This is a genomic window from Sphingobacteriales bacterium (assembly GCA_016700115.1).
Lineage (GTDB): Bacteria > Bacteroidota > Bacteroidia > Chitinophagales > UBA2359 > UBA2359.
This window is the reverse complement of sequence record CP064999.1, coordinates 274,936-299,888: the sequence shown is the minus strand read 5'-3', so window position 1 is coordinate 299,888 and position 24,953 is coordinate 274,936. Positions and strand designations below refer to the sequence as shown.

Below are 24,953 nucleotides of genomic sequence, written 5' to 3'. Positions count from 1 at the left end.
TGCAAATGTCCCGTTAGACCGGTTCCGGTCAGCCAAAAGTAAAAAATGTCCACTCGTTTTCAAAAAATACCTATATAAGTGCTTCTGTGTGCAGAAACATGTTTAATTTTACCGAAATTTTCTCTTTCCTTTTGAAATTTTTTGGAAATTTCTATTCTGAATTTAATTTTACCATTTAATCAGCGCATCTGCGCTTTTTAATTTTGCTCATTTCCTTAATCCAATTTTCCTCTTTTGTCTCATCACTGAACATTAAATCCCGACCTCAACCTAAGGACACCTCTTGTTTTCAGGGGATGTCTGCTTTGTGTCAATACCCTTCAACTTCCTTTAAAAACTCCGATTTTATGAAAAATATATTACTCCTTGCTACTCTTATTATTGCTACCCTATCTTCCTTTTTGGCTCAGGCGCAAACTGTAACTCATGCAACTTTTCCAGTAAGTTCATTGGGTTTAATCGGTACCCCCGGTGCTACAAATACAACTTTTAATAACATAGGGAAAGCTGCCATGTTGAAATTCGATATTAATAAAGGCGCCTCGTCAGCTTGTTATGGATGGGGATTTCCAACGATTAACTTTGGCGGAATGGCTTTTGGTACAATTTCTACAGCTACGCCTACCAATGGTTGGATTTATCAAGCCGGATCATCAATTCTTTCTCAAGGTTTAGTAGTTTTCACACATAACCCTATTAATATTAATGCTTATAACGGAGGATCTTTAATTAATAACTTTACATTGTCAAGTATTACATTGAGGATTGACTTTTGTGTTGACGGAAGTGCTAACAGAGACGATACTCCATTACCTGTTACTTTAAGCAACGATATCATTGCGATTCCTTTAGATCAAAACTCAGATGTCTATATGCAAATAACAGCCAGTTCGATAGCTGGTGATTACTATTTATCTGGTGGTACCGGTGCGAGATCTAACGTGCCAATTCTTGATTTGTACGATGTAATAAAGACTCAAGATGGATTTACATTAAACACTTCAATTGTTCCGGGTCCATGGTATTCGAGATATTCATTACCATCTGTAACCGTAACTCCAACTTCGCCAACAACTATGTGTACAGGAGGTAACCTTACCTCGAATCCTTCTGGTGGTTCAGGAAGTTATACTTATTCATGGCCGACAGGTTATGGTTTAAATAATACTACAATACAAAATCCCATTTTAAACTCAGCTATTCCGTCTCAGACTTTCACAGTAACAATAACAGATACTTACAATTGTAAGGCTGCAGCTTCAACTGCGGCGGTAACAGTTGTTAACGACCCCACCATCTCTACCCAACCAACGCCACTTTCAGGGGACGTTTGTGTAGGAGCGATTATAACGCCGCTTACCGTTGCAGCAACCGGAGGGACAGGAACGATAAGTTATCAATGGTATTCAGATGCAAATGGTGATTATAGCGGAAGTCTCAATTTGGGGAATTTTAATGGCGCAAATACTACCAGCTTTACCCCGCCTACTTCGTCAACAGGTACGACTTATTACTTTTGTGTGGTATCTCAGACAGGAGCCGGTTGCGGTCCGCTTTATACAAATATTATAACAGTCAATGTAGTTGCAGACCCCACAGTTACCAATCCCACACCGGCCACTCAAACGGTATGTCAAAATGCGCCAAGCACCAATTTGACGGTAACGACAAGTGGCGGTACGGGTGCACTTACCTACCAATGGTTTTACAATCAGACAGGCTTAACTTCAGGTGGTACTGCTGTAGGCGGAAATTCCAATACCGTTACTCCTCTCACCAGTTTAGCGGCGGGTACTTATTATTATTATTGTGTGGTAACCCGTAGTGGAGCGGGCTGTAATACAGCTACTAGTTCTACTGCAACTGTTATAGTCAATGCTTTGCCAAGTATTTCCAACCAAGCCCTTAATGTGTGTAGCGGAGTACAATTTAGTAACACACCATCATTATCAGCGACTTATAGTTGGTCAGCTCCATCGGGCAGCGGCTTTTCGGGTGGTGCCCCGGGTTCGGGTGCTGCAAGCATTACCGGAACATTAACTACCACCTCAGGAGGTACGGCTACCTATACAGTAACACCCACCTCCAATCTTGGTTGTCCGGGTACTCCCTTTACCCTTACCGTAACCGTCAATCCCCTGCCGGTTCCGTCTATTGCCATCAGCAACGAAAATTCGGGCATCGCCAACGACGGGCTGCTCTGTGCCAACACCCCCATCACCCTGACCGCATCTGCTACCGGTGCGGGAGGCGGATATACTTATAACTGGACTACTCCGGGCGGGCCAAACGGTTCCAACCCGATAGTCATCACCAATGCCACAAACGCAAATCATGGCAGTTACACGGTAACAGTAACGGCTGCCAATACCTGTTCGGCAAGTGCTACGCAATCTGTAACGGTCTATCCTCTGCCATCGGGCGGCTCGATTGACCCGCAGAGTTTTTGTCCGGGCGGGTCGGTTTTGTCCACCGTTAATGATGTCACCAATGTCACGACCTATTCATGGTCGTTGCCGACTCAGCTTTCGGGCAGTTCGACCAATAATAACATCTCCTTAACCGGTACGGTGTCGGGCGTTTATACGGTAACGGTTACGCCCATCAATGCCACTACTGCCAATTCCTGCCCGGGTCCTATCGTTACAGGTACGGTAACCATCAAACCCGTTCCGACCGTAACGACGGTCAACAACAATCCCACCATCTGTTCCGGCCAAAATGCCAACATAACGCTCAGCCCTTTGCCGGCAAATGTGGGCGGCACATTATTCGACTGGAGCAGGAACAATACCATCAACGTAACGGGCGATTTTTCGGAAAACAACGTATCGGGTCCTATTATTGAGACCCTGACCAATACGACCTTTGTTCCTCAAACGGTGGTGTTTACCATTACCCCCAAAGCCGATGGATGTCCGGGCACACCGGTGCAGGTATCGGTGGTGGTCAACCCAACTCCCGATATGACCGTTACTAACAACGATACCCATATCTGTACGGGAGAGAGTACCAATATCACCCTGACCTCCAGCGTGTCGGGAACTACCTTCAACTGGACAAGAACCAACGGAAACGTTTCGGGTCTGACCTTTCAGAACGGCAACACCGGCACCATCGCCATCCCGCTGACTAATGCCACCGGTATCAATCATGCGAGCGTGTTTACCATCACTCCGGTGGCAAACGGATGTTTTGGCAGTGATCAAAACACCATTGTCAATGTAGGTGCGTTGCCAAACATTACATTGCCGGTCAGTGCCGGAGCGTCCACCGTTTGCGAAGGCAGCGGCACCACCGTTACCATTAACCCCTCTCAGACAGATGTTACCTATCAGTTGAGGCGTTCCGACAACAGTCCGGTTGTTGGTGCGGTGGTGAGCGGACCGGGAACAGGGCCAAAAGTCATCAATGTGCCGGCATCGGCATTAACGGTTTTGGGTTCTCCGCATACCTTTAATATATGGGCCACTACGGCAGCACCATACAGTTGTTCGGCACAGTTAACCAATACGGTAACCATTACCGTACACGGAAATTCGACCCCACCGACAAGCGCTACGGTCAACGGACAACCGACCATCACAATATGCCCCAATGCGGTGGCCAATATCAACCTCGCTGCCTTTGGTGGTTTTGTGGGTGCCGGTGCTTTGGTCAGATGGTATTCAGGCGGATGTGCATCAGGGCCGGTCATTGCAACGGGCGCAACAGTGTCAATTCCACCTCCAGCCGTAACCACCACCTATTTTGTCAATTATTCAGGTTCAGTTTGTGCGCCTACTACCTGCGCTTCGGTAACGGTAGTGGTATCAGATACCACATTGCCAACCATCACCTGTCCTGCGCCGATTTCGGTCAATACCACGCCGGGGGTATGTTCGGCAGTGGTTGTTTACTCCGTAACCACATCCGACAACTGTTCGGTGGCAAGTGTTGACCAACTTCAGGGCATCGGCAGTGCCGGTACTTTCCCCTTGGGCGTTACGCTCAATCAGTTCAGGGTTACAGACGGAAGCGGCAACACGGCTACCTGTAGCTTTACGGTAACGGTTACCGATAATCAGGCACCTGTTGTACAGGGTTCCAACGGTTCAAGCACCGTGCCTTGTCCTGCCAATGCAACTTTGCCTTCTGCACCGATAGCATTGGATAATTGTAACGGCACCATTTCAGGGGTTTTATTTAGTACGGTGAATTCGCCTTCCTCGTTTACCTGCGAAGGCATCCGCGTTTATACCTTTTCCTATACGGACGGGGCAAGCAATGTGTCTTATTGGACCTATACCTACACCATAGAAAGGCTACCCTTTACCATTTCAACTCCCAATGGAACGGCAGATGTTGCCTGTCCTTACGAAACCGACACCCCACCCACACTGCCCACTGTTACCGATCATTGCGGAAATGTGCTGACCCCCTCAGCACCGGTGATCAGCCCGATTCCGGTTTGCGAAGGAGATCGCACTTATACCTATACTTATACCGATTGTGAAGGAAACTCACAAAACTGGGTCTTTACTTATACGGTTATTTACGACTCGTTTTTTGGCCCCTCAGACGATAGTATGACGGTCGCCTGTCCGGACGATACAGACAATAATCCGCCATTCCCGGATGTTTTCGACAACTGTGGAAATCCGCTTACACCCGTCTTACAGAACGCAACCGCGAAACCTGTCTGTGAAGGAGAACGAACCCTCACCTATCTATATTCCGATTGTGTCGGCAACGAAGCCGAATGGAACTTTACTTATTATGTGGTGTATGAAGATTTTACCCCTCCTGCTCCCGGAGGTTCAACCGTATCTTGCCCCAATCAGACCGACACCCCTCCAACACTTCCTACATTTACAGACAACTGCGGGGAAACCCTTACCCCTTCTGCACCGGTGGTCAGTGTAAAACCCGCTTGCGAAGGAACCCGTACTTATACCTATACCCTGACCGATTGTGCGGGCTTTTCACACAACTGGGTTTATACCTATACGATTGACTACACCGGCGGGTTAACACCTCCGGCAAATACCATCTCTACGGTAAGTTGCCCCGGGGCTGCGGTCAATCCGGGAGCACCGGCCAATATTACGGATGCCTGCGGACGCACGGTGAGTCCGGTATTAATTGGTTCAGTTCAGGTGCCCAACCCCGTTACCTGCGAAGGAACGATAGTCTGGACATACCGCTACACCGCCTGCGACGGCACAACTACCGCCGATTGGACACATACCTATACGATAGACTACAGTGGCGGGTTAACGCCTCCGGCAAATACCACCTCAACGGTGAGTTGTCCTGCCAATGCGGTCAACCCTGGCGCACCGGCTAATATTACGGATGCCTGCGGACGGACGGTAAGTGCGACGCTGATAGGTGCTATCCATACGCCGGACCCCGTAACCTGCGAGGGAACAATAGTCTGGACATACCGCTACACCGCCTGCGACGGCACAACTACCGCCGATTGGACACATACCTATACGATAGACTACAGTGGCGGGCTAACGCCTCCGGCAAATACCACCTCAACGGTGAGTTGCCCTGCCAATGCGGTCAATCCTGGAGCACCGGCCAATATTACGGATGCCTGCGGACGGACGGTAAGTGCGACGCTGATAGGTGCTACCCATACGCCCAACCCCGTTACCTGCGAGGGAACAATAGTCTGGACATACCGCTACACTGCCTGCGACGGCACGACAACTGCCGATTGGACACATACCTATACGATAGACTACAGTGGCGGGTTAACGCCTCCGGCAAATACCACCTCAACGGTGAGCTGCCCTGCTAATGCGGTCAATCCTGGAGCACCGGCCAATATTACGGATGCCTGCGGGCGGACGGTAAGTGCGACGCTGATAGGCGCTACCCATACGCCCAACCCCGTTACCTGCGAGGGAACAATAGTCTGGACTTATCGCTACACCGCCTGCGATGGCACAACTACCGCCGATTGGACACATACCTATACGATAGACTACAGTGGCGGGTTAACGCCTCCGGCAAATACCACCTCAACGGTAAGTTGCCCGGCAAATGCAACCAATCCGGGCGCACCGGCCAATATTACGGATGCCTGCGGACGGATGGTAAGTGCGACTCTGATAGGCGCTACCCAAACGCCGGACCCCGTTACCTGCGAGGGAACAATAGTCTGGACTTATCGCTACACCGCCTGCGACGGAACAACAACCGCCGATTGGACGCATACCTATACGATAGATTACAGTGGCGGGTTAACGCCTCCGGCAAATACCACCTCTACGGTGAGTTGTCCGGCAAATGCGGTCAATCCGGGCGCACCGGCCAATATTACGGATGCCTGCGGACGGACGGTAAGTGCGACGCTGATAGGTGCTACCCAAACGCCGGATCCCGTTACCTGCGAAGGAACGATAGTCTGGACATACCGCTACACCGCCTGCGACGGCACAACAACCGCCGATTGGACACATACCTATACGATAGACTATAGTGGCGGGTTAACGCCTCCGGCAAATACCACCTCAACGGTAAGTTGCCCGGCTAATGCAACCAATCCGGGAGCACCGGCCAATATTACGGATGCCTGCGGACGGACGGTAAGTGCGACGCTGATAGGTGCTACCCAAACGCCGGACCCCGTTACCTGCGAGGGAACGATAGTCTGGACATACCGCTACACCGCCTGCGACGGCACGACAACGGCCGATTGGACACATACTTATACGATAGATTACAGTGGCGGGTTAACGCCTCCGGTAAATACCACCTCAACGGTGAGTTGCCCTGCTAATGCAACCAATCCGGGCGCACCGGCCAATATTACGGATGCCTGCGGACGGACGGTAAGTGCGACGCTGATAGATGCTATCCAAACGCCGGACCCCGTTACCTGCGAGGGAACAATAGTCTGGACATACCGCTACACTGCCTGCGACGGCACGACAACGGCCGATTGGACACATACCTATACGATAGACTACAGTGGCGGGTTAACCCCACCAACAAGCACAACCTCCACGGTAAGTTGCCCGGCTAATGCAACCAATCCGGGCGCACCGGCCAATATTACGGATGCCTGCGGACGGACGGTAAGTGCGGCGCTGATAGGTGCTATCCAAACGCCGGACCCCGTTTCCTGCGAAGGAACGATAGTCTGGACATACCGCTACACCGCCTGCGACGGCACGACAACGGCCGATTGGACGCATACCTATACCATAGAGCGTTTAGATTTCAGCGTACCGACTAACGGAAGTTTAACCGTTGACTGCGGTTCCGATGCCGTACCACCCACTTTACCCACAGTTACCGACAATTGCGGGACTGCCCTTACCCCCACCGGACCCGCAATGAGCGGAACTTACGCCGGTTGTGGAGGAACGATTATTTACACTTATACTTATACTGATTGTGAGTTAAACACACATGATTGGTTGTTCACCTATACGGTTGTTCCTCAGGACTTTACAGTTCCGCCAAACGGCTCTAAAACGGTGGCTTGCGAGGCTGATGCAGTAACTCCTCCCTTACCCGATGTGGATTCAGACTGTGGAATTGCCCTTACTCCTGCCGGACCGGTAATGAGCGGGGATTACGACGGCTGTGAAGGCACGATCATCTATACTTATACCTATACGGATTGTGCGGGCTACAACCACGATTGGTCTTATATTTATACCGTTGTAGCACAAGACTTCACCATGCCGGCCAATTCTATGACCACGGTAAGCTGTCCCGATGCAACCGATACAGCTCCCGCTTTGCCCGTAGTAACCGATTTTTGCGGCAATCTGCTTACCCCAACGGGACCTCCGGTCATCAGTGCTAAACCGGCTTGCGAAGGAACCCGCACCTATACCTATACTTATGTGGATTGTGATAATAACTCTCATAATTGGGTTTTCACCTACAATGTTGAGCGGGAAGACTTTACCATGCCGGCCAATGACGGCACAACCGTTGCCTGTATCACAATGGCGATTGCACCTGCTGCGCCTGCGGTAACCGACAACTGCGGCACCCCACTCAATCCAACCGGTCCGGCAATGGGGGGTACTTATGACGGCTGTGAAGGCACACGTACCTATACCTTTACCTATACCGACTGTGAGTTAAATACTCACGACTGGGTTTATACCTATACCATCGAGCGGGAAGACTTTACAGTTCCGGGCGGAGGTAGTTCCACGGTAGCCTGTATCGCATTGGCGACTGCACCTGCTTTGCGCCTGCGGTAACCGACAACTGCGGTACTCCACTTACGCCGACCGGTCCGGTAACAGGCGGCACTTATGACGGCTGTGAAGGCACGCGCACTTATACTTATACCTATACCGACTGTGAGTTAAATACTCACGATTGGGTTTATACCTATACCATCGAGCGGGAAGACTTTACAGTTCCGGGCGGAGGTAGTTCGACGGTAGCCTGTATCGCATTGGCGACCGCACCTGCTGCGCCTGCGGTAACCGACAACTGCGGCACTCCACTTACGCCGACCGGTCCGGTAACAGGCGGCACCTATGACGGCTGTGAAGGCACGCGCACTTATACTTATACCTATACCGACTGCGAGTTAAATACTCACGATTGGGTTTATACCTACACCATCGAGCGGGAAGACTTTACGGTTCCAACCGGAGGTAGCTCGACAGTAGCCTGTCAATCGCTGGCAACTCCACCTCTGTTACCCAACGTTACGGATAACTGCGGAACCCCTTTAACCCCTGTAGGTCCCTCCATGAGCGGCACCTATGACGGTTGTGAAGGCACCATCATTTATACCTATACTTATACAGATTGTGAGTTGAATGTTCACAACTGGACCTATACCTATACGGTAGAATTAGAAGACTTTACCCTGCCCGCCAATTCAGGATCAACCGTGGACTGTCCGGATGATACCGACACTCCACCGGCACTTCCGACCGTACTGGATTATTGCAACAACGTGCTGACTCCGGCCGGACCTCCGGTGGTAAGCGCCAAGCCGGTTTGTGAAGGCACACGTACCTACACCTATACCTATACCGACTGCGAAGGAACGAGCCACAACTGGGTTTATACTTATACCGTCGAGCGGGAAGACTTTACGATGCCGGCCAATGACGGCACAACTGTTGCCTGTATCACAATGGCGATTGCACCTGCTGCGCCTGCGGTAACCGACAACTGCGGCACCCCACTCAATCCAACCGGTCCTGCAATGGGAGGTACTTATGACGGCTGCGAAGGCACACGTACCTATACCTATACTTATACCGATTGCGAGTTAAATACTCACGACTGGGTTTATACCTATACCATCGAGCGGGAAGACTTTACGATGCCTGCCAATGACGGCTCCACGGTTGCTTGTATCGCAATGGCGATTGCACCGGCTGCGCCTGCGGTAACCGACAACTGCGGCACTCCACTTACGCCGACCGGTCCGGTTACAGGCGGCACCTATGACAGTTGTGAAGGCACGCGTACCTACACCTATACTTATACCGATTGCGAGTTAAATACTCACGACTGGGTTTATACCTATACCATCGAGCGGGAAGACTTTACGGTTCCGGGCGGAGGTAGTTCGACGGTAGCTTGTATCACATTGGCGACTGCACCTGCTGCGCCTGCGGTAACCGACAACTGCGGCACACCACTCACACCGACCGGTCCGGTAACAGGCGGCACCTATGACGGCTGCGAAGGCACACGCACTTATACTTATACCTATACCGACTGTGAGTTAAATACTCACGATTGGGTTTATACCTACACCATCGAGCGGGAAGACTTTACGGTTCCAACCGGAGGTAGCTCGACAGTAGCCTGTCAATCGCTGGCAACTCCACCCCTGTTACCCAACGTTACGGACAACTGCGGAACCCCTTTAACCCCTGTAGGTCCCTCCATGAGCGGCACCTATGACGGCTGTGAAGGCACCATCATTTATACCTATACTTATACAGATTGTGAGTTGAATGTTCACAACTGGACCTATACCTATACGGTAGAATTAGAAGACTTTACCCTTCCCGCCAATTCAGGATCAACCGTGGACTGTCCGGATGATACCGACACTCCACCGGCACTTCCGACCGTACTGGACTATTGCAACAACGTGCTGACTCCGGCCGGACCTCCGGTGGTAAGCGCCAAGCCGGTTTGTGAAGGCACACGTACCTACACCTATACCTATACCGACTGCGAAGGAACGAGCCACAACTGGGTTTATACTTATACCGTCGAGCGGGAAGACTTTACGATGCCGGCCAATGACGGCACAACTGTTGCCTGTATCACAATGGCGATTGCACCTGCTGCACCTGCGGTAACCGACAACTGCGGCACCCCACTCACACCGACCGGTCCGGTAACAGGCGGCAACTATGACGGTTGTGAAGGCACGCGTACCTACACTTATACCTATACCGATTGCGAAGGAACAAGTCACAACTGGGTTTATACCTATTTAATTGAAGTTTTAGATTTCACGATGCCTGCCAATGATGGCTCTAATGTAGGGTGCACGAATGCAACCAATACACCGCCAACGCCTCCGGTGGTAACTGATTTCTGTGGCAATACGCTGACCCCTTCAGCGCCGGTAGTAAGCCCAATTCCGGCTTGTGATGGAACCCGTACTTATACTTATACTTATACCGATTGCGAAGGCACTTCACATGATTGGGTTTATACTTACACCATTAATGTAACTGAATCCCCCGCCATCATTTGTCCTGCGGACATTGTCCAATTATCGGATATAGGATTATGTTTTGCCTCAAATGTAACCATCATTCCGGCAACGTCTTCCCAGGATTGTACAGTATCTGCTATAACCGGAGTCAGAGATGACGCTCAACCGTTGAATGCACCTTATCCCATAGGTACCACCACTATTACCTGGACAGCAACCGATGCCTGTAACCATACCAGTATTTGCGAACAGTCGGTTACAATCAACAACAGTAATGTTTTGATTGCCCAATGCAAAAATGCTACGGTTCAGTTGGATGCGACAGGCAGTGGAATACTTTTGCCGGAGGACGTGGATAACGGAAACACGGACGCTTGTGGAAACCTTACTTTGAGTGTAAGCCAAGCAACCTTTACTTGTGCGCATATCAGCACCAACCCAAATACTGTAATATTGACTGTTACAGACGATCAGAACAATACCAGCACTTGTTCAGCTTTTGTAAACGTTCAAGATCAGGTAGATCCCGATGCTAATTGCCAAAACATCACCGTTCAGTTGGATGCAACAGGCAACGTAACTGTTTCTCCCGCAGCGATCAACGACAACAGTACAGATGCTTGTGGTATTCAATCTATGAGTTTGAGCAAAACCAACTTTACTTGTGCTGACATCAGTACAAACCCCAACACAGTTACCTTAACCGTTACCGATGTTAATGGTAACAATGGTTTATGTTCGGCAACTGTAACCGTTCAGGATTTAGTTTTACCGAATGCTTCGTGTCAAAACGTAATTGTTCAGTTGAACAGCGGGGGCAACGGTATAGCTACTGCGGCAGCAGTTAACAATGGCAGTTCCGATGCTTGCGGCATTCAGTCTATGAGCCTGAGTCAAACAGCATTTACCTGTGCAGATATCAGTACCAACCCTAACCCGGTAGTCTTAACTGTTACTGACAACAATGGTAATGTCAATACCTGCTCTGCTACAGTAACTGTACAGGATTTGATTCCCCCGGTAGCAGTTTGCCAAAGTATAACGGTACAGTTAAACGCCGGAGGAACAGCAACCATAGCACCTGTTCAGATAAACAACGGCAGCAATGATGCCTGCGGAATTGCAGGTATGTCGCTCAACAACAGCAACTTTACATGTGCCAATCTGGGCTCCAATTTAGTCGTACTCACTGTTACCGATGTAAATGGAAATACCTCAACCTGCTCGGCAGGGGTAACGGTTCAGGATTTGATCCCCCCTGTGGCAATCTGCATGCCTGCAACCATCAATTTGAGCAATTTGGGCATTGCCACCCTTAGCCCTTCTGCTGTCAACAATAACAGTACGGATAACTGTGCTATAACGACTATGAGTGTAAGTCAGGTTACATTTAATTGCACGAATATAGGTGCAAATACGGTAACCTTGATGGTCAACGATGCAAGTGGTAATACAGCAACCTGTTCTTCAACCGTTACAGTACAGGATTTGGTGCCCCCCGGTGCTTTGTGTAAAAATGCTGCTGTTCAATTAGACGGAACCGGTAATGCCGTTTTATTGGCATCTCAGGTGAACAACGGAAGTGCCGACAACTGTGGAACCCCTTCGGTTTCAGTTAGTCCAAACACATTTACCTGTGCCAATTTTGGAGCTAATACCGTTACGCTGACTGCTAACGATGGAAATGGAAACACAAGCACCTGTAGCGCAACTGTTACCGTACAGGATCAGATTGCACCGGTTGCACAATGTCAAAACATAACGGTAACCCTTAGCGGGGGAACTGCGGGCATCACGGCGGGTCAGGTTAATAACGGCAGCACCGACAACTGTGCCGTTACCGGCATGAGCGTTAGCCCTTCAAACTTCACTTGCGCTAATGTAGGCAATAACACAGTAACATTGACAGTGTCGGATGCAGCAGGTAATACAGGCACATGTAATGCTACGGTATTGGTTACCCCACTGATTTCGGCAATCGCCTCCAGTAACAGCCCCGTTTGTTCAGGCGGCGCTATTATGCTGAATGCCTCAGGTGGAGTTTCTTACAACTGGAGCGGCCCGGGTGGTTTTAACTCCACCGGTCAAAATCCGGTTCGCAACGCAGCTACCACGGTTATGTCGGGAACTTATATCGTTACAGTAACCAATGAGGCAGGCTGTGCAGCGGTTGTCAGCACATCTGTAACTGTTCTGGCATCGCCAACCGCGTCCATAACAGGATCAACCAACGTCTGTACCGGAGCTACAATCGTGTTGAACGCTTCAGGCGGAATTCAATATGAATGGAGCGGTCCGGGAGGATATTCTTCAACCGGCATCAGTCTAAACATCCCCAATGCTTCTGCAGCTAACGCAGGATCATATACGGTTACTGTAACCGCCGCGAATGGATGTACAGCAACCAGCACTGTAAACGTGAACATTCTACCGCCTCCGGTAGCAAATGCAACAGGTTCAGTAAATGTTTGTGTTGGAGGAACTATAACGCTGTCTGCAACCGGCGGAACCGGATATCAATGGAGTGGACCAAACAGCTATAGCGGATTTGGTGCAAATGTATCTATAATTGGAGCATCACTTGCAGCATCCGGCACCTATACCGTTACCGTTACGAATAGCAGCGGTTGTACCAATACCGCTTCCCACACCGTAACGGTGAATACTCCGCCAACTGCCAGTGCATCCAGCAATAGCCCGGTTTGTGTGGGATCTACACTGACCTTATTCGGTAATGGTGGGGTTACTTATGCCTGGAGTGGACCAAGTTCATTTACCTCCAACCTTCAAAACCCGACACGGACACCGGTAGTTGCAGGAACTTATACTGTAACTGTAACCAATGCTGCAGGCTGTACCCATACTGCCAGTACCAGTGTTTCAACTATTGCTTTGCCAACAGCAACTGTAACCGGTTCAACCAGCATTTGCGCCGGAACCATCCTGTCTCTGACAGCAAGTGGCGGGGTTAGCTATGCATGGAGCGGTCCGAACAGTTTTACCGGTACCGGTTCAGTCATATCCATTACCAATGCTTCTCCTGTCAATTCAGGTACTTATGTGGTTACAGTTACCAATGCCGCAGGCTGCCAAAAAACAGCAAGCCGTACAGTTACAGTAAATCCCACACCTGCAGCAACAGCAGGTAGCAACAGTCCGGTCTGTTTAGGTTCTACCATTAACCTGACTTCAAGTGGAGGAACAAGCTACTTGTGGAACGGCCCGGGTGGATATTCATCCAGTGCTCAAAACCCGGTTAGGTCCGGAGCAACTGCATTGATGGCCGGCACTTATACCGTAACAGTAACCGGTGCAGGAGGATGTACAGCAACTGCAAGTACGGTTGTGGTGGTGAATAGTTGTGGCGCACCCTTGGTAATCACTTCGTATGTCATCACCAAAAACAGCAGCATGACCCTGGCCGGAAACGGATCTATCTTGCTTAATGTTTCCGGAGGCGTGCCCTGTACCGGAGGTGCTTATTATACCTATGCCTGGTCGCCTGCAACCGGCTCAATGTCCTCCTCTGCAGGTACGCATACCTATAGCGGATTGAGTCAGGGCTTTTATACAGTTACCATCACCGACTGCGGAGGAAACAGCATCACCCAGACCTTCTACGTGTCCAATGCTATTCGTGGATTTAAAACCGGCGATGCCACATTCGGTGAGTTAACCGCTTACCCGAACCCCATCAGCAACGAAGCAACAATAACCTTTACAAGTTATGTTGCAGAACATATCAGGCTTGCTATTTACACAGTAGATGGCAAAGAAGTCGGCATATTGTTTGACGGACAAACAGAAGAAAATACGGAGTATGTCCTTAAATTCAACATGAGCGAACTGCCGCAAGCCACCTATTACGCCTTGCTGGAAGCCGAAAGCGGTACCAGCAAAACCATCCGTTTAGTGGTCTTCCGGTAAAAACGGCAATGCCTTTTACACTAAAGGGTTGTTTTTTACAGGCTGAACACCTCTTTTGCTTCTGATGCTCTTTGTACTGAATACCTTTCAGTGCAAAGAGTTGGGAGTAAAACCAAAGTGAATGGCAGGGAAACTGCAAAAGGGCATTTGCAACAGGAAAACAGACTTCATGTCTTTTGAGGTAAGCGTGTTACCGGTTTTCGTCAATTATCCAAACCTGCTTTTATCTCCAAAATGCAGGTTCATCTTTCTTGATATGGTTTTTGCGGGTAGTTTTACCTTAGATTGAAAATGAAGAATGTAATACTTCAACAAGATATTGTATTTTATCTCTTTGTCAAACTCCTTTTTTATCCAATTTTTCAACTCCGAATAGCCTTGCAAGCTGATGGTGTGGTTCATCAAAACAGCCCGATAGCTTTTTGTGTTCCTTCGCTTGTAATACAGTGGGTGCTCATGTTTTGAAACACCTTGTTCCTGTTTTTTTATTTCAATCAACATCCGAAGCCACTTAGATATCAATGAACTGCTTCTTCGAGAACATGTAACTCGTAAGGGGTCCTTAACTTCAATTTTTTTGGAAACTCATACAGTGGGGGCAATGATTTATAACTCACTATTCCTAAAGTCGGGCTAAATAGTATTCTCTTTGATAGCAGAAGCAGGTATCAAAAAAAAACGAACCAAACTATGTATATACATCAGTTTTGTTCGTTTTCAATAAATAAGGAATGGAAATATTATTCTTTACCTTCCATCATTTGAAATTGCGTATTGCCTTTGGGTCTGGGGTCCATTGTGCTGTTTGGCATTTCAATTTCCCGGGCGGAAGTTGAAGCATTAATTCGGTTATACTGAGGCATATTTGCGCCATCAATACGCGATAAAACATTCAATACTTTAACCTTATCTGGCGGAAGTACGCTGCCGTCTGCAAAAATATTGGTGATTTCGTTTCCTTTTGCGGTAACGAACAGATCAACAGCCATTGAATTTGTATTGTTATTGTGGGTTTCGCCAACCATTTCAAGAGCGCTGATAATGTTGGCTCGAGCTTCTGTTGGGTTGGAAAACATATTGTCCATTCCTTGCCTGTGGTAGCGGTAGTACGCATCGCGCAGAGGTTTGTGTTTTGTGTCGGTCAGGTTTTGTACCAACCAATACCGGTTTCGGGTACCATCAAAGGATTGCCAGCCTTTTGATTTGGAAGCTTGGGCGGTGTTAACCACATTCTGTGCTTTTAAAAACATTGGAGTTCCGCCTCCCGGTGCAAAAGTTTCACCATCATAGCCGATAATGATATAGGCATAGTATGCCAACAACGAGGTGAGTTCAGAGAGATAGGCATTCTCATTAAATTCAAGTGGTTGAAACTCGGCATAATCAAACTCAATCTGTTTGTCCTGATGGTTAATGATGATACTTTCATAATTGGAGTTAAAAACCGGACGGGAAGATTGGATCGTGATACTCCCTTTAAAGCGCGTGTTGGAAATTTCCTCAGAAATGGTGATTAAAAAACTACAGTTGATTCGCTCATTAACAGCATAGATATCATCAGACCATTTGCGACCATTGTAGAACTCTTTGATGTCATTGCCCAATGTTTCAAACACTTTTGGGTCGGTCATGCGCAATTGCGGTGTCTGAACATTTACCTGTGCATTGAGTTCCTGCGCCTGAAGGCTTGTTGAACAGGCAAACAAAATTGTAAATATCAGGGCTAAATAATTTTTCATTTTTGGCAGGTCAATTTTGTGAAGGGGAAGAATTTAACTGAATTGGGCTTCTCGTACCGGATTAACTTCCTCAAAGTTAGGTTTTTTTGAAGATAGTTATATGAAATTCACTGAATCAAATACTTTTTTGTAATTGGCATACTTTATCGAGTATGTCTTTTGCAACTTCGTTTTTGTTTTTTAAGGGAAAAGGAGTTTGATTACCGGATTTATCTATAATGGTAATTTTATTGGTTGCATGTTTAAAACCCGCGCCTTCGTCTTTAAGAGAATTGAGCACCACGAAATCGAGATTCTTGGTCTTTACTTTTTTAAAAGCGTTTTCAATTTCGTTATCAGTTTCGAGTGCAAAACCTGCTAAAATCTGATTTTTGCGTTTAATGTTGCCTAAATGTGCAAGGATGTCTTTGGTTTTATGCATTACTACATTAAACTCATCAGTATGCTTCTTTATTTTTGAAGTTTGCGGATAAGTTGGGGTGTAGTCACTGACGGCAGCAGCCAGAATGGCGATATCTGTTTGTTCAAATTTAACCACACAAGCCTGAAACATCTCTTCCGCTGTTTCTACGTGTATGATATTTAGATTTGGATGTTGTGGCATTGGTTGAGAAGTGGGTCCCATGACCAAGCAAACAGAAGCACCTCTCAGTAAGGCTTCCTTAGTTAAGGCAATTCCCATGATACCGGAAGACCGGTTGCCCACAAAACGTACCGGATCAATTGGTTCGTAAGTAGGGCCGGCGGTAATGAGCAGGTTTTTGTTTTGCAAACAGGAATTTGTTTGGTGAGTTTTGGAAAAATGCAGTATCAAAAAGTTGAGGATTTCTTCTGGCTCTGCCAGACGACCATCACCCCATAATCCGCTGGCCAGTTCACCGCTGCCAACAGGTATTATTTGATTTCCGGCTTGGGAAAGCATTTGGATGTTTCGCTGGGTTGCGAGGTGCTGCCACATATCAATATCCATTGCGGGGGCAATTAACACCGGGCATCGCGCAGAGAGATACGTGGCACAAAGCAGGTTGTCGCAAAGTCCGTTGGCCAATTTGGCAATCGTGTTTGCAGAAGCAGGAGCTATGAGCATAACATCAGCCCATAAGCCGAGTTCAACGTGGTTGTTCCAAACCTGTTCGTCTTTTTCCGAAAATTCAATCAGTGCCGGGTTTTTTGACAAGGTGGAAAAAGTCAGAGGACCGACAAAGCCGGCGGCACTACGAGTCATGACAACTCTCACTTCTGCACCATGTTTGACCAAAAGCCGGACTAATATGGCCGCTTTATAGGCAGCAATGCTGCCACAAACGCCCAACAATATTTTCCTGCCTTTTAAAACCATTGTGAAAAGTTACAAAGGTGAGATGTGAACAGATGAAAAAGGCAATACTCCTGTCAATGAAAGGAATATTGCCTTTTAAGGTTTCGGAAATTTGACTATTCTTTAACTACAACGGCATCAGTTTGCTCTTCCTCTTGTTTGCGGTAATAGATTTTGTCCTCAACAAATTCTTCAAATGCCAATAGGGTAGGATGTGGCATTTTTTCATAAAAGCGGGAAATTTCGATTTGTTCTTTGTTTTCATGCACTTCTTCCAAGGAGTCGGTGCTTGATGCAAATTCGTCAATTTTTGTATGTAATTCGTCTTTCAGTTTTACAGCAATCTGGTTTGACCTTTTGGCAATGACATTGATGGACTGATAGACATTGCCTGTTTTTGTGGCAATTTCAGACATGTTTCTGGCCTCGATATGAGGGCTGATGTTGTACTGTTTTTTCTTTTTATTACTGGGCATTCGATAATATTTTTGTCAGGTGATCGGTAGATTGTGAAAATATTCGTTCCGCTTCGCGGTGGTATTTACTGTCAGGATATTGGTCGGCAAATTCAGAATAAGCATCTATGGCAAACTGGAAACGCTCGCGCTTTTTTTCTTCAATACTGTTGAGTGCTAACAGATAATACGATTTGACCACTTTAAACATGATTTCTTCTTTGCGTTTTGTATCCGGAAAATCTGAAAGTATGTTCCTGTATGCGGTTGCAGCTGCTTTGTAAGATTTTATTCTGAAGTATAACTCGGCGGTATTATAGGCTTTGTCTTCTAATTTTTCACGCAATTCATCAATCAGGTTGTTGCATTTTTCAACTTTGGAACTGTTAGGGTAGGTGTTTGCAAAGAGTTGAAGTGCTTCAATTGCTTTTTGAGTATTTCCTTGTTCCAATGAAGTCTGAGGCGACATTTTGTAGAAACTGTATCCTACCATAAATTGAGCATCTTCGGTATAAATGCTTCGTGGATAGGCAGAAATAAACGTTTTAAAATAGTGTGAAGCCGAAAAATAATCTTCAAGACCGTAGTGACAATAGGCATAGAAGTAATATAGTTTTTCAGCTTCTTTAACGCCCCTGTAAATCCCCATTAGTTCTTCAAATAAAGGCAATGCCTTGTCATATTCTCCGGCATTGTAGTACTCTTTAACTTTTTCATATTTGAGGGGATAATCACTACTTTTCAAGATTTTCTGGTAAGTGTCACAGCCGCTCATAAATAAAACGGACAAAAGCAGCATTAACCCACAAATGCCCCAAAAATTTAATGACTTCATAGCCTGCAAAGGTACTACTTTATTGCGAATCCTACACAATTGTAAGGGATAAAAACAACAATATAAGGTTGGGTATTGTGCGCATTGATTAAAAATTTATCAGAACAGGAGGAGTGTGCAGGTAAATTGGGTTTCCCTATGGAATGGATTCGTTTTTTTTAGGATCTTAGCAATAAGGATGACATTGTCCATCTAATGATTACAACTGAAATTTTTCTACAAACCGGTACAAGTTAAAAGGGCTGTTTTTTTTGAGTTCATCTTCAATTTGGCGAATAAGTTGACGCTGGTCAATGTCTTTCATTCTTTGATTCTGGATCAGGTGGAGTGCTTTTTGGGCCAGCAGGTATGCCTTTTTGGGGTGATTTCGGCTGTATTGCCCATGAAGTTGAATCTGAAGGATGAGTTCTTCTATACCTAATGGTTCAATATTTGTTTTTGCAATGGTTTTGATTACGGGAACTGTCCAATCATCTGCAGGTTTTTCGTGCAGCATTTTGCTCAGGTTATAGACAAACATATCGGCATTTTCCCGATCTGCTTTATTGACTACGAAAATATCGGCAATTTCCATTATGCCCGATTTCATGGTTTGAATATCGTCTCCGGCTTCAGGCACCATGACTACAATAGTTGTATCGGCAAGTCCGGCAATTTCGACTTCAGACTGACCAACTCCAACTGTTTCAACAAAAATATAATCGAATGGCGCGGTTTTTACAACATCAACCACTTCGATAATTTTACCGGAAAGCCCTCCCAATGAGCCTCGTGTAGCCAAAGAGCGGATATAAATGTCCGGATTGTTGAAATGCTTACTCAGGCGAATTCTGTCGCCAAGCAAAGCACCGTAGTTAAAAGGGGAAGTAGGGTCAACCGCAAGAATCGCTATTTTTGATTTTTGGTTAAGGAGCACATCAATCATGGAATTTACCAAAGAACTTTTACCGGCTCCGGGAGGTCCGGTTACTCCAATAACAGGTGGAGATTTGTCGAATTGGAGCAATTTCAGGTACTGTTGATGTCCTTCCGACTCGTTTTCAACAATAGAAATAGCGCGGGCTAAGGAGCGGTAATTGCCCCCGGCAACTGACCGGTATAGCTCCTCTATAAACATTCTATTTGGTTCTGTTGGCTATAAATACCGCTAATTATCAGGGAAAAGGTAAGATTGATAAATAGCGACCTGTTGTATTAATGATTGACATAAGCCCGTTTTGAGGCTTATTACTTTTTAAAAAAACAGGGGGAAAAACTTTAGTCAACTATCTCCTTTGGGAGAAGGGAGGCCTAATTACTTATGATATGCTTTTATTTTTTCTTTGATAGAGAGCGCAAGTCTGTCTGAAACTGTTTTTTGTGGCAATTTATCGCTTAAAAAGGCTTTTAATGTTCTGGGCTGTGTTGTATTTTGCCAACCTCTATTGTTTTGTTTTACCTCGTTGGGAAGTTGTTTTGAATGGAGGGTGTTGCTCAGACTGCCATCGTTGACAGCAGTTTCACCTTTATCTCTGTCAGCGGGATTTATTTTACTTTTCATAGCATTTGATTTTTTGCTCATTAACTTATTTGGGTTGAATTTTATAAAATTAGAACGCCCAGTTTAGACAAACAAATATATTGAAAGTTGAAGAAACGAAAAATTTTTTCTGTTTTTTTTTATTTTCTGCACTTTTTCAGATCGCCTATATAACGGCATCCTCGCGCCTTTATTTTTTTTTGTTTTTCTTTTTTTCTTTTGTGTTATAACCCATTTTGAGGCTATACTCCAAAAGTTTTTCTTTTAAGGCATTTCTGGCCCTGTGTAAACGAGAACGAACGGTACCTTGTGGAATTTGCAGAATTTTTGCCATTTCGGCATACTTAAAATCTTCCAAATCTAAGAAGATGATAGTCCGGAAATCATCCTGCAGGGATTCGACGGCTTCCAATACTTCATCCCCTAACATTTCCTTAAAAGTTTCATCACCAAAATCAATTGTATTGGCCGACTTTCCATCAACATGATGGTGTTGTTTTTCGACATCTTCAAACGTGCCGGTTATTTGCTTTTTTTTACTTTTGCGATAGTCGTTGATAAATATATTTCTCAGTATGGTAAACAGCCATGCTTTTGCATTAGTTCCAACCTGAAAAGTTGAGATGGCCTTACAGGCTTTTTCGAAAGTATCCTGCACTAAGTCTTCGGCTTTAGCTTCATCATAGGTTAAACGAAAGGCGAAATTTAAGAGTGCGTCAGAAAAGGGTACAAAATCCCTGATTATAATGTTGTCGCGTTCTTCATCGCTTAGTTTGTCAAATTTGGGTGGTTCTTCCATGTAGATGGGCAAATAATAATAATAAATGGGTATAATATTGTTGCGGTACTTTAAAAAACAAGCATTGCCGGTTATTTAAAATATAAGTTACAAAGAGGATACTGATAAATTTTGCACAATATAGGGATATTTTATGTTTAGGTTAACACCCTGTTAATTTAATCGTAATTTTAGCCAATGAAAGTAGGATGCTGCATTTTATGGTGGATAGTTGTGTTTGTGGTTGCCGGAGTAGCAGACATAGTTGCCCAACAACCTTTGTATATCCATTACAATATAGACAAAGGTCTGCCTGCAATTCAGGTGTATCATGTAGTACAGGACAATAAAGGATTTGTCTGGTTTTCGACGGCAATGGGGGTTTGCCGTTTTGATGGAAGCGGATTTACTACCTACACAAGACCTGAAGATATTCCTGCTATTTATGTTGCCGATTTAGAGGCAAGCGCAAAGGAAGAACTTTGGTTGCTTTACGGGCAACCTGATGCGGCGTTTTTTTTTCAAAACTCCCGATACAATGCTTCCGGTTCGCCTTTTGGTGAACTCCTTCCTGAACAGAAGCGGTATTTCAAACAGCCGGTGAGTTGTACTTTGAAAGAAACCGATCTAAACACAGTTTGGATAGGAACATGGGGGGGAGGGGTTTACCGGTGCACGCAATATCAAACGCCACAACTTCGGGTACAGCCTTTGTTGTCAGGCAAAACAATTACCTCCATATTTAAAGACCGGGAGGGCAATTACTGGTTTACCACTTTAGATGATGGTGTGTTTTTGCTCACTCAACCCGATGTGCTAACGTTTACCACTGCTGACGGGTTACCTGCAAACGATCTTTACACCGTAACCGGATCGCCTTACGGGCAGGTATGGGTGGGCACCGGAAGGGGAAGCGTGGCCTACCGTCCGGTAGATGGTGGCAGTTGGCAGGTTTTTGAAAATATCTCGAATGATAATGTGTTTAATCGGGTGAATGATATCAGTGTAGATTCGGACAAACAAATATGGGTAGCTACCGATGGAGGGCTGTATTTTATTGACCCGTCGGCAGGATGGTTTTTGCTCAATCTGACTCCGACTACTGCGTTTGCACCGGCGGAAAATCATCAGATTTGGGTGGGGAAGTACCGGTTTCCGACAAAAATCAACCTTAAAACCGGAGCAGAAACAACCGTTATTCCAATTCAGGAACAGGTGAACGCTTTGAGTGCCGTTTCTGACAAGCTACTTTGGATTGGAACTTCTGCGGGATTGTATCGTCATGAAAACGGCAAAAACTTTTATTCGGGCGGCAAAGCCCCAATACTTGCCAAACCTATCAACGACCTTCAGACCGATTCTATGGGGAGATTATGGATAGCCACGGCCGATATCGGAATCCTGATTAAGCAGCAAAATACCGTCATACACCTGACTACTGCCAACGGGTTGAACAGCAATACCTGTAATGCCATATTTTTGGATAGCAATATGAGGGCATGGGCGGCTACCAATAAAGGGTTGAACCGGATTTTGATGAAAGAGATGGACCCGGCAACTGTTGAAGTAAAGACTTATTCCCGATTGGATGGACTGGCTTCCGATTTTGTAAACGATGTTTGGGTAAACGGTGACTCGGTTTGGGTGGCAACAGTTCAGGGGTTAACCGTGCTGCCTGTCCGGGATATTCCACAAGACAGTATTTCACCTCCGGTTTATATCACGAGTATGTCTGTTTGGAACAATGTAGTCCCACCAAATCCGGCCTACCGGCTGACTTATCGTCAAAACAATCTCAGCATTGCCTTTACCGGTCTCTCTTATCGTTCAGGTGGCAATTTGCAATATCTTTACCAAATGGAAGGCGCAGATACCGAGTGGCTCAAAACCGCAGGTACTTCGGTTCAATATCCCGCTTTGCCGCCCGGAAAATACCTGTTTAAGGTAGCAGCACTTGACAAATGGGGGAGGATAAGCAAACAGCCTGCAATAATTTCAATTTATATCACCCCGCCAATCTGGGAAACCTGGTATTTCAAACTGGCAGTAACCCTGTTGTTCCTCGGTTTAGCACTTAGTATTGGTTATGCTGTTCTGAGTTATTACAAAAACCGCAACGAATGGGAGCGAAGAATGATTGAATCGGAGCAGATGGCATTGCGCTCGCAAATGAACCCGCATTTTATTTTTAATTCACTGAATGCCATACAGTACTTTGTTACCGAAAACGACAAAGTTTCTGCCAACAGGTATTTGTCGGTTTTTTCGACTTTGATTCGCAAGGTGCTGAACTACTCCCAACAATCTTATATTAGCCTGGAAGATGAAATTGAGTATCTCCGGTTATACCTTGAAATCGAATCCTTGCGGTTTAAAGATAAGTTTACCTGCACACTCAGCGTTTCTCCCGAAATTTTACCTGCTGAAATTGACATTCCACCCATGCTAATACAGCCGTATATCGAAAACGCCCTTCACCACGGACTTTTGAGCAAAAAAGAAGGCAGCCGTTTGCTGAACATTCATTTTGAACAAATTCAGCCCGATGTATTGCAATGCGTGGTTACCGATAACGGGATCGGCAGGACAAAGGCCAAAGAACAAACCCGGGACAGGGAAGGAATGGGCATAGGCTCGTCCAATCCGCAAGCACGTTTGGCTATTTTAAACAGGCTGCTTAAAAAACCGATTCAGGTCATTATTACCGACCTATATGACACTGATCAAGAACCGGCAGGCACAAAAGTAACCATCGCTATACCGGTTTATAGCGGGGCATAAACCGAAAAGAAACTTTTTACCCTTATTTTACGCTTTATCTGATAAACAAAATTTCATCAATCAAAAAGCTAAATATCTGACACTATGAATCAATCTAAAATCATTCGAATGGTAAGCCTGATTGCTGTGGGCATTGTATTGCTCATTACCGTTACCAGCAATATTTTTTTAACCATCAACACCGGAGAAAAAGGGGTTTTGTTTAAAAAATTCGGAGGAGGTCTGGTAAAAGAAAAGATTTACGGGCAAGGGTTTCATGTGCTTGCCCCCTGGAACACGATGTTTATTTATGACATGCGTGAACAAATCCGCGAGGAAAACTTAGATGTACTTTCGACAGACGGTTTGCCGATAGCAATAGATGTTTCGGTGAGGTTTAACCCGATTGCCGAAAAAGTCGGTTACCTGCATGAAGAAATCGGACCAGATTATGCCGACAAAATTGTTCGCGATGTGGTTCGGTCTGCTTCGCGCGAAGTCATCGGTAAATATACTCCCGAAGAAATATATGCCTCAAAACGCGACTCGGTGAGAATTGGTATCCAAAACATGGTTGAAGTTACCCTGAAAGCAAAATATATAGAGCTAAAAGCGGTCAACCTGCGATCTATAAAGCTGCCGCCTACTATTGAACAAGCCATCCAAACCAAACTGGTACAACAACAAGAGAAAGAGCAGTATGAATTCAGAATTGCCAAAGAGCGCAAAGAAGCAGAGCGCAAAAGAATTGAAGCTGAAGGTATTAAGGCATTTCAGGAAATCGTAAACCAGGGACTGAGCGAACAATATCTTAAATGGAAAGGCATCGAGGCCACACAAATGTTGTCGGAGTCCCAAAACTCTAAAGTGGTCATCATAGGTTCCGGTAAAGACGGTCTGCCAATTATTCTGGGTAATTAATTTTTTGAACGAGGTTAAAACCATGT

Annotated in this window: 11 protein-coding genes; 4 read left to right on the top strand and 7 right to left on the bottom strand. The window is 46.2% G+C overall.

Going from position 1 to position 24,953, the window contains the following annotated elements; translation table 11 throughout:
- Nucleotides 1–347: 347 nt before the first annotated feature.
- Together IPM47_01120 and IPM47_01115 are read left to right on the top strand one after the other, a co-directional pair.
- Nucleotides 348–8,225: an HYR domain-containing protein gene (locus IPM47_01120; protein QQS29582.1), complete on the top strand. Its 7,878-nt coding sequence runs from the start codon at nucleotides 348–350 to the stop codon at nucleotides 8,223–8,225.
- A 200-nt stretch (nucleotides 8,226–8,425) separates the two neighbouring features.
- The gene (locus IPM47_01115; GenBank protein QQS29581.1) at nucleotides 8,426–14,602 is read left to right on the top strand and encodes a hypothetical protein; all 6,177 of its coding nucleotides are present in this window, start codon (nucleotides 8,426–8,428) and stop codon (nucleotides 14,600–14,602) included.
- A 740-nt stretch (nucleotides 14,603–15,342) separates the two neighbouring features.
- Here the strand turns inward: IPM47_01115 and IPM47_01110 are convergent.
- The 7 genes from IPM47_01110 to IPM47_01080 all read right to left on the bottom strand — a co-directional run bounded on the left by IPM47_01110 (nucleotide 15,343) and on the right by IPM47_01080 (nucleotide 21,267).
- A complete protein-coding gene (locus IPM47_01110) occupies nucleotides 15,343–16,341 on the bottom strand; it encodes a DUF4835 family protein (GenBank protein ID QQS29580.1) in 999 nt (332 codons plus the stop codon).
- A gap of 115 nt (nucleotides 16,342–16,456) precedes the next feature.
- Nucleotides 16,457–17,680, bottom strand: a complete 1,224-nt coding sequence (coaBC, locus tag IPM47_01105) for a bifunctional phosphopantothenoylcysteine decarboxylase/phosphopantothenate--cysteine ligase CoaBC (protein QQS29579.1) — start codon at nucleotides 17,678–17,680, stop codon at nucleotides 16,457–16,459.
- A gap of 95 nt (nucleotides 17,681–17,775) precedes the next feature.
- Nucleotides 17,776–18,135, bottom strand: coding sequence for a DNA-directed RNA polymerase subunit omega (locus tag IPM47_01100; protein ID QQS29578.1), 360 nt, complete (start codon nucleotides 18,133–18,135; stop codon nucleotides 17,776–17,778).
- The gene (bamD, locus tag IPM47_01095; protein QQS29577.1) at nucleotides 18,125–18,949 is read right to left on the bottom strand and encodes an outer membrane protein assembly factor BamD; all 825 of its coding nucleotides are present in this window, start codon (nucleotides 18,947–18,949) and stop codon (nucleotides 18,125–18,127) included. Before bamD ends, IPM47_01100 begins: the two co-directional genes overlap by 11 nt.
- Nucleotides 18,950–19,148: 199 nt before the next feature.
- Nucleotides 19,149–20,066: a methylmalonyl Co-A mutase-associated GTPase MeaB gene (gene meaB, locus IPM47_01090; protein ID QQS29576.1), complete on the bottom strand. Its 918-nt coding sequence runs from the start codon at nucleotides 20,064–20,066 to the stop codon at nucleotides 19,149–19,151.
- 177 nt (nucleotides 20,067–20,243) lie between these two features.
- Nucleotides 20,244–20,489 carry a hypothetical protein gene (locus IPM47_01085; protein QQS29575.1) on the bottom strand — a complete coding sequence of 82 codons (246 nt, stop codon included), beginning with the start codon at nucleotides 20,487–20,489 and terminating at the stop codon, nucleotides 20,244–20,246.
- A 169-nt stretch (nucleotides 20,490–20,658) separates the two neighbouring features.
- Nucleotides 20,659–21,267, bottom strand: coding sequence for a sigma-70 family RNA polymerase sigma factor (locus IPM47_01080; protein QQS29574.1), 609 nt, complete (start codon nucleotides 21,265–21,267; stop codon nucleotides 20,659–20,661).
- Nucleotides 21,268–21,444: 177 nt separating this feature from the next.
- On the opposite strand from IPM47_01080, the gene IPM47_01075 reads away from it, so the two are divergent.
- Both IPM47_01075 and IPM47_01070 read left to right on the top strand, forming a co-directional pair.
- Entirely contained in the window at nucleotides 21,445–24,027 is a 2,583-nt protein-coding gene (locus tag IPM47_01075) for a histidine kinase (protein QQS29573.1), read from the top strand.
- Nucleotides 24,028–24,111: 84 nt separating this feature from the next.
- Nucleotides 24,112–24,927, top strand: a complete 816-nt coding sequence (locus IPM47_01070) for a prohibitin family protein (GenBank protein QQS29572.1) — start codon at nucleotides 24,112–24,114, stop codon at nucleotides 24,925–24,927.
- Nucleotides 24,928–24,953 lie beyond the last annotated feature (26 nt).

Coding starts and splice junctions, on each gene's coding strand:
- IPM47_01120 (QQS29582.1), top strand. CDS start 348: ATGAAAAATATATTACTCCTTGCTACTCTTATTATTGCTACCCTATCT.
- IPM47_01110 (QQS29580.1), bottom strand. CDS start 16,341: ATGAAAAATTATTTAGCCCTGATATTTACAATTTTGTTTGCCTGTTCA.
- coaBC (QQS29579.1), bottom strand. CDS start 17,680: ATGGTTTTAAAAGGCAGGAAAATATTGTTGGGCGTTTGTGGCAGCATT.
- IPM47_01100 (QQS29578.1), bottom strand. CDS start 18,135: ATGCCCAGTAATAAAAAGAAAAAACAGTACAACATCAGCCCTCATATC.
- bamD (QQS29577.1), bottom strand. CDS start 18,949: ATGAAGTCATTAAATTTTTGGGGCATTTGTGGGTTAATGCTGCTTTTG.
- meaB (QQS29576.1), bottom strand. CDS start 20,066: ATGTTTATAGAGGAGCTATACCGGTCAGTTGCCGGGGGCAATTACCGC.
- IPM47_01085 (QQS29575.1), bottom strand. CDS start 20,489: ATGAAAAGTAAAATAAATCCCGCTGACAGAGATAAAGGTGAAACTGCT.
- IPM47_01080 (QQS29574.1), bottom strand. CDS start 21,267: ATGGAAGAACCACCCAAATTTGACAAACTAAGCGATGAAGAACGCGAC.
- IPM47_01075 (QQS29573.1), top strand. CDS start 21,445: ATGAAAGTAGGATGCTGCATTTTATGGTGGATAGTTGTGTTTGTGGTT.
- IPM47_01070 (QQS29572.1), top strand. CDS start 24,112: ATGAATCAATCTAAAATCATTCGAATGGTAAGCCTGATTGCTGTGGGC.